At 42.2% G+C, this 13,697-nt stretch carries 12 protein-coding genes and 1 pseudogene; 5 read left to right on the plus strand and 8 right to left on the minus strand.

What is annotated here, in order from left to right; translation table 11 throughout:
- Positions 1–241: 241 nt before the first annotated feature.
- From CTY47_RS08740 to CTY47_RS08755, 4 genes and pseudogenes are all read right to left on the minus strand, one after another.
- Positions 242–2,599: a DUF3987 domain-containing protein gene (locus CTY47_RS08740; protein ID WP_158228517.1), complete on the minus strand. Its 2,358-nt coding sequence runs from the start codon at positions 2,597–2,599 to the stop codon at positions 242–244.
- A gap of 260 nt (positions 2,600–2,859) precedes the next feature.
- Positions 2,860–2,944: pseudogene (locus CTY47_RS17670) on the minus strand (Rpn family recombination-promoting nuclease/putative transposase); the annotation flags it as partial.
- A 141-nt stretch (positions 2,945–3,085) separates the two neighbouring features.
- Positions 3,086–3,931 carry an Rpn family recombination-promoting nuclease/putative transposase gene (locus CTY47_RS08750; RefSeq protein WP_099464858.1) on the minus strand — a complete coding sequence of 282 codons (846 nt, stop codon included), beginning with the start codon at positions 3,929–3,931 and terminating at the stop codon, positions 3,086–3,088.
- A gap of 130 nt (positions 3,932–4,061) precedes the next feature.
- Positions 4,062–4,292: a DUF4248 domain-containing protein gene (locus CTY47_RS08755; protein ID WP_099464859.1), complete on the minus strand. Its 231-nt coding sequence runs from the start codon at positions 4,290–4,292 to the stop codon at positions 4,062–4,064.
- 296 nt (positions 4,293–4,588) lie between these two features.
- Between CTY47_RS08755 and CTY47_RS08760 the strand changes: the two genes are divergently transcribed.
- Both CTY47_RS08760 and CTY47_RS08765 read left to right on the plus strand, forming a co-directional pair.
- The gene (locus tag CTY47_RS08760; RefSeq protein ID WP_099464387.1) at positions 4,589–5,020 is read left to right on the plus strand and encodes an HU family DNA-binding protein; all 432 of its coding nucleotides are present in this window, start codon (positions 4,589–4,591) and stop codon (positions 5,018–5,020) included.
- Positions 5,020–5,493: a glucosaminidase domain-containing protein gene (locus CTY47_RS08765; RefSeq protein ID WP_099464388.1), complete on the plus strand. Its 474-nt coding sequence runs from the start codon at positions 5,020–5,022 to the stop codon at positions 5,491–5,493. Before CTY47_RS08760 ends, CTY47_RS08765 begins: the two co-directional genes overlap by 1 nt.
- A 198-nt stretch (positions 5,494–5,691) precedes the next feature.
- On the opposite strand, the gene secDF is transcribed toward CTY47_RS08765, so the two are convergent.
- Positions 5,692–8,688, minus strand: a complete 2,997-nt coding sequence (gene secDF / locus CTY47_RS08770) for a protein translocase subunit SecDF (RefSeq protein ID WP_099464389.1) — start codon at positions 8,686–8,688, stop codon at positions 5,692–5,694.
- Between the two features lie 173 nt (positions 8,689–8,861).
- Between secDF and CTY47_RS08775 the strand changes: the two genes are divergently transcribed.
- Positions 8,862–9,899: a DUF4468 domain-containing protein gene (locus CTY47_RS08775; protein WP_099464390.1), complete on the plus strand. Its 1,038-nt coding sequence runs from the start codon at positions 8,862–8,864 to the stop codon at positions 9,897–9,899.
- A 10-nt stretch (positions 9,900–9,909) separates the two neighbouring features.
- A complete protein-coding gene (locus tag CTY47_RS08780; RefSeq protein ID WP_099464860.1) occupies positions 9,910–10,458 on the plus strand; it encodes a DUF4468 domain-containing protein in 549 nt (182 codons plus the stop codon).
- Between the two features lie 18 nt (positions 10,459–10,476).
- Here CTY47_RS08780 and CTY47_RS08785 read toward each other — a convergent pair whose 3' ends face one another.
- From CTY47_RS08785 to CTY47_RS08795, 3 genes are read right to left on the minus strand one after another with little or no spacing between them, the layout of a single operon-like run.
- Entirely contained in the window at positions 10,477–11,580 is a 1,104-nt protein-coding gene (locus CTY47_RS08785; RefSeq protein ID WP_099464861.1) for an endonuclease/exonuclease/phosphatase family protein, read from the minus strand.
- 8 nt (positions 11,581–11,588) lie between these two features.
- The gene (locus tag CTY47_RS08790; protein ID WP_099464391.1) at positions 11,589–12,467 is read right to left on the minus strand and encodes a rhomboid family intramembrane serine protease; all 879 of its coding nucleotides are present in this window, start codon (positions 12,465–12,467) and stop codon (positions 11,589–11,591) included.
- The gene (locus CTY47_RS08795) at positions 12,448–13,170 is read right to left on the minus strand and encodes a rhomboid family intramembrane serine protease (RefSeq protein WP_099464392.1); all 723 of its coding nucleotides are present in this window, start codon (positions 13,168–13,170) and stop codon (positions 12,448–12,450) included. Before CTY47_RS08795 ends, CTY47_RS08790 begins: the two co-directional genes overlap by 20 nt.
- Positions 13,171–13,358: 188 nt before the next feature.
- Between CTY47_RS08795 and CTY47_RS08800 the strand changes: the two genes are divergently transcribed.
- Positions 13,359–13,631 (plus strand): HU family DNA-binding protein, encoded by a 273-nt coding sequence (locus tag CTY47_RS08800; protein WP_099464393.1) that lies wholly within the window; start codon positions 13,359–13,361, stop codon positions 13,629–13,631.
- The last annotated feature ends 66 nt before the right edge of the window (positions 13,632–13,697 follow it).

Below are 13,697 nucleotides of genomic sequence, written 5' to 3' on the forward strand. Positions count from 1 at the left end.
TACTTATATCAAATATCAATATACAATATATATGTACTTTGCAAGTACCCCTTAAAATTATGTACGCGCGTACATAGTATATATATAAATGATAAAAGGAAGCGGTTTATTGCATCTGTTTATACCCGAAACCGGTTGCCTACCCTGTTTGGTTTGGTTGCCTACCTGTTTCCGATAAAATGACTACCAAAATAACATCACATAAGCAGTCCGATAATAGGTCGTATAAAAGTTCACTTTGTCACCTTCTGTCACCTTCTTCGGGGCGTGTTCCAAATCGTGTAATTTCTTCGCCTTTTAAAGTCTTCTCGTAATGACCGTTTCTATCTGAGACAGTTAGACCTTTGCGAACAGATTTTTTAAGCAAACGGTCCACACTACTCTCGCTCACATTTAAGCTCTCCGCGAACACTATCATTTGTGCCCTTGTGAAGCATTTCGGCATGTCTGCAAACAGATTTAACTGTACATACGGAAAAGTATAAGTCACCTCTTTTTTGCGATGTTCGAGCGACGTTCCTACCATATAGGCATGACGAAGGCAGGTCTTGATTATACCAAATGCCGTTTCAAAATCTTCGTCCGCTACCGTCATGTTGCGAACCATCCAACCGGCTTCCGCTTTGCGCAGCGCAGTTAGTATCATACAGATACGGAACAGGGATATACGGTAACGCAATACCACGCTATTACGGTCTTCATTACCAAAAATCCAGTTCTGATGCACCTCACGCTCAAAGAAACGGTTGATACGCTGGCGCTGCATATCGGTAAAGCTCACAAACGTAGCCGATTGTTCCAGAAAACGGGCATAACGGCAAATGGCCTCCGAAGCAGCGGCTATACGCTGGTCTCGCTCATTGCGGTCATCATTGTCTGTAAGCGGCATATATTCACCATTGCTAACCAGGCGATAGATCAGGAAGCGGGAGAAGGTTCCGTTTTCGGTAGACGGAATGAAGGTTTTGAACATACGGGGAGTGCCACTCACAAATACGCTCAACTGCGGACGATTGGCACACATGTTGCCGTGCAAATGGGTATGAGAACCTAACGATTCATGATGATAGGCTTTATTGAACAGGTCTTCGTAACTACCAAAGTCTTGCTGCATTACTTCGTTAAGCGTGTCCAACTCGGTTTCAAACATAAAGCTGGCAATGTCTTCGTGCAACGACAGTTGCTCTATCATCTTCGACGCAGAGGTATAACCATAAAACCGCAGGAACTTCCGGCGTATCTCTTTCGGCTTTTCGGGAGCTGCTCCGGTACGTTTGGAACGGGGCAACCTGCAGTAATCGACATATGCTTCCAATTGTGCCTGATAAACCTCCAACTCTTTGGCATACTGCTTTTCTTTATATTCCCGCCAACCATCCAGGATATGCACCATAGACGCCACACGCCCTTTGCCGGAGGCCGATTCGCCTACTATAGAACAAAAAACAGGCGTGAAATAGATCATGCCATTCAGCCTGCCCGATACTCCCGGCATAGCCGAACTCAGAAGGGTCAGGATTGACAGCAAATCGAGGTCTTTATCTTCCTTTCTACAATCGTTTGGCATCAACTCCAAAAGTGTTCGCGGGAGGTGGTTATACACGTCATCGGGGAAGCTGCCAAGAAGCCCGTAACTATCATGTATATCAATATCTTCCGCCTCTTTTACGACCACTTTTACAGATTTGGAACACCCCCCGAAGAAGGTGACAGAAGGTGACAAAGTGGAGGCTCCTTTCTGCCGGTTTACGGCATGCTGCGAAGCGTCGGTTTTGTAGACATAATTCACCGCTTGCCGTATCTCCGGTTCCTCAAAGCCGGGTTGCGAATAACGCCGTACACACTCTGCCGCAGCTTCGCCCGAACCGAATCCCTTCCGGTTCAGGCTGACGGCCAGACGCAACATTGTAGCATGGCGGTTGCCTTTCGTCCAGTCCAGATCATGAATGGCATCCAGATAGCTGCCCACCGTAAACGGACGGGACAATCCGGCACCACCGGATGCCGCAGACGGACAGGACGGTTCGTCACTTGCCGGCAAGCAGACCCGGTAGGGCTGCACTGCGGCGTTAAAATAGGCCTCGGGATCATAGCTCAGGAGCATCAAGCGGCTGATGTCTTTGCACGCACGGTCGGTCTCCTCACCCAAAGCCCGGCTCACGGCATCGCAAACAGACTGGAGGTAGAAGGCGTGATTGTCCGGGCTGTCGTTATCGCAGCTCACCACCAGGTGCACTCCTTCTCCGCTCACACTCACATGGGCAAAGAGGACGTAGGGCAACTGCCTGCAACGGTCGATCAGCACGGCAGGCGACTGCTTTGCATGGTCGATGTCTACAAAGCACAATCCGGTGTAAGCGGTAGCCTTGTCGGACTTTCGCTCGCCATCAAAACGTGCACAGACGGTGATGGCCGGCAGGCTTCGCTTGAGGCGGTCGGCTTCATCCGTACGGCCTTCCTTGCGGAGCCTGCGGATCTCGAAGGTGTTCCGGCGCAAAGCTCCATTGGTTATCAACTCCCTTATCTGATCTAAGGTTACTAACTTTTCTGCTTGCTTGGCGTAAACATTGCAGAAAAACGAAAAGGATTTCTCTCCCATTTCCATTGTTTTAAAATTTATATTTTATTTCCCGCTTTCCTTCCAAAAGGAGAACGGAGACAACATGATTTCTTTTTCTAAGGAGGCGAGGCGGTAAGAGTGCTGCATGCTTACAGCTGTGAGGGCGTTTCGTTGTGCAAGGGCACAAAAAAGCCCCAATAGCTTTCGATATTGGGGGATGAAAAGAAAAAATAAGTTATGTATTTGCTATAAAGAGGCTATCTCCGACAAGTCCAGCTTGCTGACATCGGCAATGTCGAGCAGCTTGCCGAAGACGGCTTTCTGCGCATTGAAAGACATTCTGTCAAATGTGTCCATGTGTTTTAATATATAAATCCAACGTTCAAGTAGTTAGGAATAATATGCATTTCTACTTAACTACTAAGTCTCCGCAAGGTGGCTGATAACTACTTGACACCTTAACTCCTTTATCCTAAGCTCAATTGCCATCAACTGAAGCAGATGGTATTCCAATTAAACCTGATATTATAAAGTGTCAATCTCTTCCGGAGTAAGCCCTGTTACTTTGACAATATTTTCAATAGGTATTCCAAGGTCTTTCATGCCACGGGCAGCGGTGAGAAGTCCTTCGGCTCTGCCTTTTTCTTCACCTTCTTTGCGCCCTTGTCTTTTTGCGGAGTTTATGGTGCCGTAGTAGTCTCTGTATATTTTGAGCGCTTCGTCATACCGGGCACGCTCTTTCTCGTCCAGCTTGCTGACATCGGCAATGTCGAGCAGCTTGTCGAAGACGGCTTTCTGCGCATTGAAAGGCATTCTGTCAAATGTGTCCATGTGTTTTAATATATAAATCCAACGTTCAAAATCTGTTTTACATTCATCTTGCTCCAGGGTGAAGTAGGGCATTGACAGGTATATCTGTCTGAATTTCCTGTTTACCGCTTCACCTGTAGCGCGATCTGCCAATATTACATCTGTCCTGAACGAAACAAACGGCGGAATAATAAAGTTCAGGAAATAGATTCCGTACACCGGAAAGATCTCATATTCCCAATCTTTCCCTTTTATTCCTTGCCGGGTAACAGAGCGGCACAGGTAGTACAAACTTCTGTCCAGAAAGAAATCCTGGTATTGGTTCTGCATTTCGATTATGAAATAAGCCCCGTTTGTTTCCCTGCAGAGGATATCGAAGATTACCACTCTTCCGTTTGCCATTTCCGGCATATCTTCCTTATCCATAAAGGATATGTCGGCTATATGCCTTTCTCCGACCAATAAATCGTTCAGGAACGCGATAAGTACATCCTTACTGATCTCCCTTCCGAATATGTGCTTGAAGCCAATATCCGTAAACGGATTGATAAATTTCCCCATAGTTGTCTGGTTTTGATGGTTCTCGCTACCCAATAGCGGATAGTAAGGCAAAGATATCCTTTTTTTTCATCTCCCAATACATCAAAGAACTCTTTTTAAAACAGCCTACCTGTTTTCCCTTCGTCACTTGCTAAGGTTCTCCAAGGTGTTCTATCAGGCAAGCTACCTGTTTTGGCGTATACACTTTCTGGAAAGGAGCCCATCCGGCGGCCGTCAGTTTTTGTTTTAACCCCCTGCAGTCGCGAATCCAGCGTGATAATCCGCGATAGGCGGTTTCGGGACGGCGGTCAGGGAAATAAAGCATGGCGAACTCCGTAACGCCCCATGCGCGATGGAAATTCATTGGTTTACGTTCTTCCATAATTTCTTCGAGTTTAATGTTTAAATATGTATTAAAGATAATCAAAATAAAGCACATAAGCAATAGATAATCAATTTATTACACCTCAAAACAACAACAAAAAGAGGATAGGATTGGATATACGGATTATCTTTAGAAGAAACCCAAAACACAACGCAACTTATCGATTCGATAAAAGAACTGCCATAATACGATTGCATCCTGACATAGCATGTATGACAGAATGAGGGAGGGTGTATCTTTGTGATGTGCTTCAAGAGAAGGAGCACACGCACTAACCCTTAATACTTTTGTTTATGGCAATTAAATTCAAACTGGTACAGAGAAAGGATCTTACCAAAGGCACGGCGGATGACGCCAAACGTTTTTATGCTTCCGCTAATGTGACGGGTAAAATGGATTTTCAGGCAATCTGTGCACGTATTGCCGACCGTTCTACGGCCAGTGATGGCGATGTGGCACTTGTTTTGCGCGGATTGATCCACTGCATGAAAGAAGCTCTACTGCGAGGTGAGTCGGTACAACTAGGCGATCTGGGGCATTTTCAGGCTGTGATAGGCAGCAAGGGAAGCCTTACCGAAGAAGAGTTCAATGTATCGCTTATTAAGAAGCCACGCATCATTTTTCGTCCCGGTGCAGACCTGCGCGATGTAGTTAGGAAAATAAGTTTTGAACGTATCGTTCCGGATGTGATCACAAAGGAATGCGACAGACCCCACACCGTATAATGACCGCACTGCAGATTCATTTCGTAAAGACGCTTCTCCCTGCGGCAATTGCCGCAGGAGCAGCTTTCAACATGAACCCGAACATCTTGCTTACCCAAGCTGCTTTTGAGAGTGGCTGGGCAACGAGTAACCTCTCAAAGAAACACCGCAATTACTTCGGCCTCACTGCTTATGGGTGCAGCAATGCGTACTGGCATGGAAAGAAGGTAACTGTTGCCACCAAAAGTTATTCGCTGGACTTCCGTCATTATGACACAGCAGAAAACTCGTTTCTGGATTTTGCCCGTCTGATTCGCAACAACTACCGTCAGGCCTGGAGCCTAAGCAACGATCCGGAAGCATATGCCCGGGAGATCGCCTACAGCCGCTACATCAGCGAACAGAATGGCGACTGCCGTGAAACGTATCGCCGCAGCCTGGTGCAGATTGAACGGACGGTGAGGGCTATAATAGCTTTATCAACTGAAAACTAAATTCAATAACTCAACATTATGGAAAAGACCCGGAAAATTTTAGAGTTTGTAATAGCTGTCATCCAGTTCTTATTCAAGTTCAAAACGAAGGATAAAGACAAGCAGGGAAGCAAAAAAGAATAGCCTGCCGGAAATGATAAAAGGAGACAATCTTCAGATTGTCTCCTTTCACTTTATCTATTAGCCTTTTAAAAGCTTTTACTTCCCTGCAGCTTCTTTTGCTGCTTTCTTATTGATTTTCTTCTTCTGTAACTCGTATGCGATAGGGGTTGCAACGAACAGAGTAGAATATGTACCGACAACAATACCTAACAAGATAGCAAACGTAAAGCTACGAATTGTGCTACCACCCAGGATGAAGATACACAATACAACCACCAACGTTGTTAATGATGTATTGAATGTACGGGATAATGTAGAATTCAACGCATCGTTGATTACCTGATAACGGTCACGTTTCGGGTATAAACCGATTGTTTCACGGATACGGTCGAATACAACCACCGTATCATTGATAGAGTAACCGATAATGGTAAGGATAGCAGCAATAAACGTCTGGTCTACTTCCATTGAGAACGGTAACAGTTTCCATAACAATGTGTAGAATGAAATAATACACAATGTTGTTACGGCTACAGAAGCGAATGCTCCGACAGAGAATGATATGTCACGGAAACGAAGCAGGATATAAGCAGCCATACAGAACATAGCGAATACTACCGCCAGGATAGCACTGTTCTTAATGTCGTCTGCCATACTTGGACCTACTTTCTGTGAACTCTGAATATATGTAGAAGTAAACTGGTCCAAGGTTGTCCCTTCCGGTAGCAAAGGTTTAACACCTTCAAACAATTTGGATTCGATTTCCTGATCTACCGCAGGATTTGCATCCGCAATCTTATAGTTTGTAGAGATACGTACCTGGTTAGGTGTACCGATTGTGATAACACTTACCGCACCATCCAACTGGACATCCAACATATTGCGTACTTCATCGGTCTTAACATTCTGGTCGAAACGGACAACATAGTTGCGTCCCCCTGTAAAGTCGATACCGTTATTCAAACCGATTGTTGCCATTGAGATACCACCCAATACGATGATGACAAGCGGAATCAGGTAACCCACCTTACGTGCGGCAAGGAAGTTGATCTTCGGATTTGTCAACAGGTCTTTCGTGATAGAAGTAACAAATGTTACGTTCTTCAATTTATCTTTAGCCAACAGAGCTTCATATACAATACGTGTTAAGAATACTGCCGTAAGGAATGATGCAAACAGACCGATAATCATTGTGGTAGCAAAACCACGGATAGGACCGGTACCGAAGTAGAACAATACCACACCTGTGATGATTGATGTCAAGTTTGAGTCGAAGATGGCAGAAAATGCATTGCTATAACCATCGGCAATAGCTTTGCTTAACGATTTACCTGCACGAAGTTCTTCTTTTGTACGTTCATAAATCAACACGTTAGCATCTACTGCCATACCCAACGTAAGCACCATACCGGCAATACCCGGCAAAGTAAGGACAGCCTGGAATGAAGCAAGAATACCCATCGTAAAGAAGATATTCAATATCAAAGCACCGTCGGCAATCAGCCCCGGAATAATTCCGTAGAATGCACACATATAAATCATCAATAAAACAAGTGCCAATGCAAATGAAATAACACCTGAATTGATAGCTTCCTGACCAAGAGACGGACCAACAACATCTTCCTGTACGATCTGCACAGAAGCAGCCATCTTACCTGATTTTAACACGTTAGCTAAGTCCTTTGCTTCTTCCGGAGTAAAATTACCTGTAATTTGTGAACGTCCACCGGTAATTTCCACTTGTACATTCGGAGCTGAATAAACCATATCGTCAAGGACGATAGCAACGGCTTTGCCGATATTATCTTTTGTCAGACGCGCCCAAGCCTTTGCGCCTTCGGCATTCATAGTCATACTAACTAGCTGTTCGTTACGGCCTGCCTCCTGAGAGAAATCGGCATTAGCATCCGTTACAACATCGCCACCCAAAGCAGGAGAACCGTCACGGTTAGTCTGTTTGATAGCATACAAATAGAAATATTGTTCTTTTTCATCAATCGCCTTAACACCCCACTTCAAAGACAGGTTACGAGGTAACACATCTTTTACTTGTTTCATGTTCAGGTATTCGTTGATTTTGTCAATGTCTTTTACGTTAGCTATACCAACAATAGCGCTCGGAACAAGCTGTCCGTTATACTGGTTAACCTGCAAAAGGGCAAACAGCGGATGTTGTTTTGCGAACTCTTCCATATTGGCACTAGCTGCAGCGTCCGGTTTTTCCTGATGAATCTGAGCCAAAAGAGAATCGGCATCACTTGTTGCAGCGTCTTCGGTTGCAACGGTAGCCGTTTCGGCAACTACTGCAGTAGAATCGGATGTTTCGCTACTTAATACGGTAGCTAATATATTATCGGCAGCAATTAACTGCTGGTAGATTTCAGGCAACTGGTAAGTTTCCCAAAATTCCAGGTTTGCACTACCCTGAAGTAACTTACGTACACGTTCCGGTTCTTTAACACCCGGAAGTTCGACAAGGATACGTCCTGCCGTTTCAAGGCGCTGGATGTTTGGAGAAACCACACCGAATCGGTCTATACGGGTACGTAATACATTAAATGAGTTATCGATAGCACTCTGCAATTCATTTTTCAAAACAGCGATTACCTGAGCATCAGAACTCTGGGGTGTGATTTTATCTTTTAACTCGAAAGTACTGAAAATAGCAGACAGACGTGCACCGTTGTCCAACTTTTTATACTCTTCTGCGAATAAATCAATGAAGTCTTTCTGGCTGGTAGCCTGGTGAGCATATGCCAGATCCAACGCCTTATTGAAGTTTTCGTCCTGATTATTGTTTGAAAGCGACCGGATAACATCGGCAACATTCAACTCGAGAACGACGTTCATACCTCCCTTAAGGTCAAGACCTAAACTGATTTCCATTTCACGGCATTGCTTCAATGTATAGCCCAGCCATACCTTCTGAGTAGATAAAGAGTCCAGATAAGCAGTCTCTTTCGCAGGATCTCCACCTGCATACTCAGCGGCTTTATTGTTGTAATATCTTGTCACAAACGAGAATGACAAATAGAACAAGCAAACAAGCGTAAGTAACACCGCGAAGACCTTCACAAATCCTTTGTTTTGCATTTGAATCTTATGTTTATGTTATTACATTATTTATTTTTGTTTTTTCACAGGGTGCAAATATAGACTTTTTTTCTTTGATAAAGACCAATTAGATTAATTATTTGTCACTCTCATAGTTTATTTCGAACGCAAATGTATATCTTTGTCTGTAAAATATAAAGAAAATTAGGACCATGAAACGACTATTATTGTTATTATTATTTATTCCGGCTTTATTATCAGCCCAGAAAGATCAACAATATCTGGCTGGTGCAGTTCCCGAAATAGACGGCAAAGTAGTATTCACGAAAGAGTTTAACGCGCCTTCTCTGTCGCAAGACCAGATATATGACACATTGTTAAAATGGGCACAAGAATATTTTAACAATGAAAAAGAACGGGTTGTTTATACCAATAAAGAAAAGGGAGAAATAGCTGCAATAGGCAATAATTACATTATTTTCACAAGTACAGCCATTTCGCTAGACCGTGCACTTATGTCTTTCCAAATGACTATCGAATGCAAAGGACATAATTGTATCATGAAGATAACTGCCATCCGATATACCTACGACGTTTCTTATCAACGGGAACCTGAAAAATATACTGCAGAAGAAATAATTACGGACAAAAATGCAATCAGCAAGAAAGGTACGTTAGTACGGGGATTTGCCAAATTCCGCAAATCAACAATAGACTATGTAAACAAAACAATGGACAGTGCATTGGCTGCACTCAATCTTCAGACAAACCCGCAACAGATAGCATCTGCAGTTACAACGCCAGTAGCACCAACTGCGCCTACCGCCTCCGTAGTTCCTGCAACCCCTCTTAGTCCGGCTATGACTGCAGAGCCAGCAACTGCCAGCAAACCTATGGAAGGCTTTATCTCCGTAAAACCGGATCAAATACCAAGCACCATACTTCAGCTACTCCCAGACAGTAAAATAACTATCGTGCCGGAGAGTGCAACCGAATTGACCGAAACGAATGCCGCCTGGAAAGGAATCAGCACGATATTTGGCAGAAAGGTGGCATCTTTCTCCATTGACCCTAACAGCCATGTTTATAAAGCAATCGGCAACGAAGGGATCTACAAGATATCTTTCCTTAACAAAGATGATGCCAGCGGCAACGCATGGATGATAATAGAATGTAAAAAACAAGGAGAAACTCCGGATGGACAACGGGTTTCCATTTTAGGCGAGATTACAAATGTATGGATCAAATAAACGAGAAAAGATGAGAAAAGTATTATTATTTATATGTATGTTATTCCCTGTGTTATGTATGGCACAGGGACATAAAGGTTCTGTCAGCGATTGTGCGCCCATGAAAGATGGTAAAATTGTCTACAGCGACAAAGTAGACATGCAAGGAATGAGCAAGAACGATTTGTTTAATGCCATAAACAAATGGGCCAAAAAGAGCTATGGAAAAGATGTGTTTTTATCCAACGTATCTTCCAATAAAGGCAAAGGCTCTATATCCGTAAGTTCTAAAGTAGAACTACTTCTGAACGATAACGATAAAACGGTACTGAAATACAGAATGCACATTAATTGCGAAGAAGAGCAATACAAAATAGCGATATCTAACATCGTATATCAATATGATCCCAAGAACGAGAAAAAATACAAGACGTATGTAGCGGAAGATGTAATTGCGAACAATGGCAAAAGCAATAAAATTGCAATTATAAAAGACCCGTCATTATTCTGCAATGCGACATTCTTCTTTGTAGAGAACTTGTTCGGGGAAGTCTTTGATGCAGCAAAAGATGACGAATAAATAAATACGGTGTGGCTGTTATTTGTCAAGTTGCAGATAACACCACATCGGATAATGATCTGAATATTTCACTTTGTCAACCGTACAATTCATTGCCTTCATATTAGATGAATGAAGGATATTATCGATACGGAACCAGAAGAAATTTTGATTATAAGAAACACCTATGCCTCTTCCCGATTCAGAAAAAGCATCTACCAAAGGCCCTTGAACAGTACGGTGAGCGTATGAAATAGGCGTATCATTAAAGTCTCCACACACAACAATGTAATCATTCTTAGCCTTTTCTACTTCACTTGCCACTGTTTTAGCCTGCTTAGCCCGAATAATAAATGCAGGGCCTAACTTTTGCTGGATAGCACCACGCAATTCGTCAAAAGTATCAGAGCCTATATTCTTAATAAAAGCAGAGTAACGGGAACGATCTTCAGAGGTAAGCTTAAATGATTCCAGGTGATTATTTATCAATGTGATATTTTTATCTTTAACCTTGACCTGATGCACAGAGGAGCCGTTGAAATTACTATCATATTTAATCCGCCGTGATTCCGAAATGGGGTATTTGGAAAAAACAGCAATGCCGAACGTCATAAGCTTATTGCTACTCAAAGTAAAAACAGAACGGTACGGGTACATTTTTAATGCGCTGAAAATCTTATTACGAGTGAGATATTTCTCCGATTTATGCTCGGCATATTCCTGCAAACAGACAATATCGGCATCCGAATTGGCTATGTACTCGATTATCTGATTAGGGCTATATTTGGTATGTTTTTTATACCCAAACCCCATTACATTATAAGTCAACACCTTTAACACATTTTCCTGCGGAACAGGTTTCACCGGAGAGTGAAAAGGGAAATAATTTTTGACAGGAGTCCAACAAATAAGGAAAGATACCACACCTATCAATAAGAATTTCCATTCCCACAAGAATAACCAATATAATATAAAACAGATATTCAATGCACAGAGTACAGGAAATGCCAATCCCAAATAAGAAAACAATAAACTCTTCTCCGGAGAAAATCTATCCGAATAAGCCGCTAATATAAATAAAACAACCACTATGATATTAGCGATCACAAACAAAAATTGCAAAAACAATCGTAGCGTTTTCATCCGGTTCATTATTTCTTACTGGCATCAAAAAGCTTTCTCTTTTCGTCTGCAGAAAGGCTTTCATACCCTGAACGTTTCAGTTTATCCAGTATAGCATCTATATCAACTGACTCCTGGTGCTTACGGGCATTATATTCATAATCTGTCTCAGAACGTTTATAAGTCACATGCATTTTCGGTTTAGGTTTGCCAAGGTTAACAACCCAGTCTATTACACGATTCATAGGAGCCGTCAAATCTTTCCCCACACGAATACGGGAAGCAAACCAAATACCAAACAAAGCTCCGCCAATATGAGCTATATGCCCTCCTGCATTATCAGACGTAATAGCCATAAAGTCTATTACCAATGTAAATATAGCTAAATAGATAAGACGTACACGACCTATTAACAATAAATTTATCTCTAAATCTTTCCTGTAAAACGAAACGGCAAATACGATAGCCATAACCGATGCTGAAGCTCCCATCAGATAGCTGGTTGCAGCTACGGTTTGAAAATAAGGGAAAATATTATATGCTATCATAAAGAATATGGCTCCGGCTATACCTCCCAGGACATACAGCCCCCCCAATTGGCGTTCGCTAAAAAAATTCAGGAATAATCCCCCAAACCAATATAGCCAAAGCATATTAAACAAGATATGCAGGAAATCGAAATGGGTAAACATGTATGTGATGATTGTCCACGGTCTGTAGAGCAAAAGCTCCGGAGATGACGGCATCTGTAAATACTGCAGGAAAGAAGTATTTCCTATATTAAACAGCATGAACAACACACTGGCCAGCCGAATAACGACAAACAATCCTATATTTATATATATAAGTTTCGCCAGGATATTACCTGATTGAAACGTACGCTTCAAATTAGTAAAAATACCGTCCATTGTCTGCATCTTTCTTCTTCCAATACCGAACTAATATATATCCGAACAACATACCTCCCAAATGGGCAAAATGGGCAACCGTATCACCACCAAAGCTGGCAACGCCCAGGAATAATTCGGCTAAACCATAAAATACAACAAAGTATTTAGCCTTGATTGGTATCGGGATAAACATCAAATATAATGGCACATTCGGGAATAACATGGCAAATGCAAGCAAGATACCAAACACTGCACCGGAAGCACCAATCGTTACAAAGAAATTCAGGAATTCACTCTTCGGTATGATTTGTGCGCCACCTATATTTATCATATCCTGACTAGCAAACAGGACATCACGCAAATTATAGAACCATACAAGTTCCTGTATAAGGCCTGCACCAATTCCCGTAACTAAATAAAAGACAAGAAAGCGTTTCGGTCCCCAAACATTTTCCAATATACGCCCGAACATATACACAGCAAACATATTGAAAAAGACATGTGCAAACGAATGAGTATCGTGCATGAACATGTATGAAATAAACTGATAGGCTTTAAAGTCGGTTGCACCGGGAAAATGCAAGCCCAACAAATTAACTAAATCAATGCCAACCTTTGGCAAAACAAGACTTGCTACCCAGAAAAGGAGGTTAATTATTATAATATTTTTAGTTACTGTCGGGATGCTGTTGAAAAATCCCGTTCCGTTTTGATTCATCATAAAATGTGTCTATTTAAAGGCAAAGGTAAATATATTTTACTTACATTTCGATGTCTTTGCGACTAAAACATAGTAAATCAATAAAAAAAACATTATTTTTCTTTGTTGTATATTAAATTAGAATTACATTTGGCAGCAAGTTTGGACTATTAGGAAGATTTGTTTAATATATTAACTATCAAACCATCATGAACAAAACAGAATTTATTAATGCTGTATCAGAAAAGTCTGGTTTAAGCAAAGTGGATGCAAAAAAAGCTGTAGAAGCTTTTGTAGAAACAGTATCTGGCGAATTGAAAGCCGGAGGTAAAGTAGCCCTTCTGGGATTCGGTGCATTCTCTGTAGGTGAAAAAGCTGCACGTAAAGGCGTTAACCCAAAAACAAAACAGCCAATTGACATTCCGGCACGCAAAACTGTGAAATTCAAAGCAGGTGCCGAACTTTCAGAACTTATTAAATAAGAAAGAATAATCTCCTTTCTTATAGCAAAAAGCCGTACCCAATAGCAGGGACGGCTTTTTTTTATA

The sequence above is a fragment of the Parabacteroides provencensis genome (assembly GCF_900232875.1).
GTDB classification, from domain to species: domain Bacteria; phylum Bacteroidota; class Bacteroidia; order Bacteroidales; family Tannerellaceae; genus Parabacteroides; species Parabacteroides chinchillae.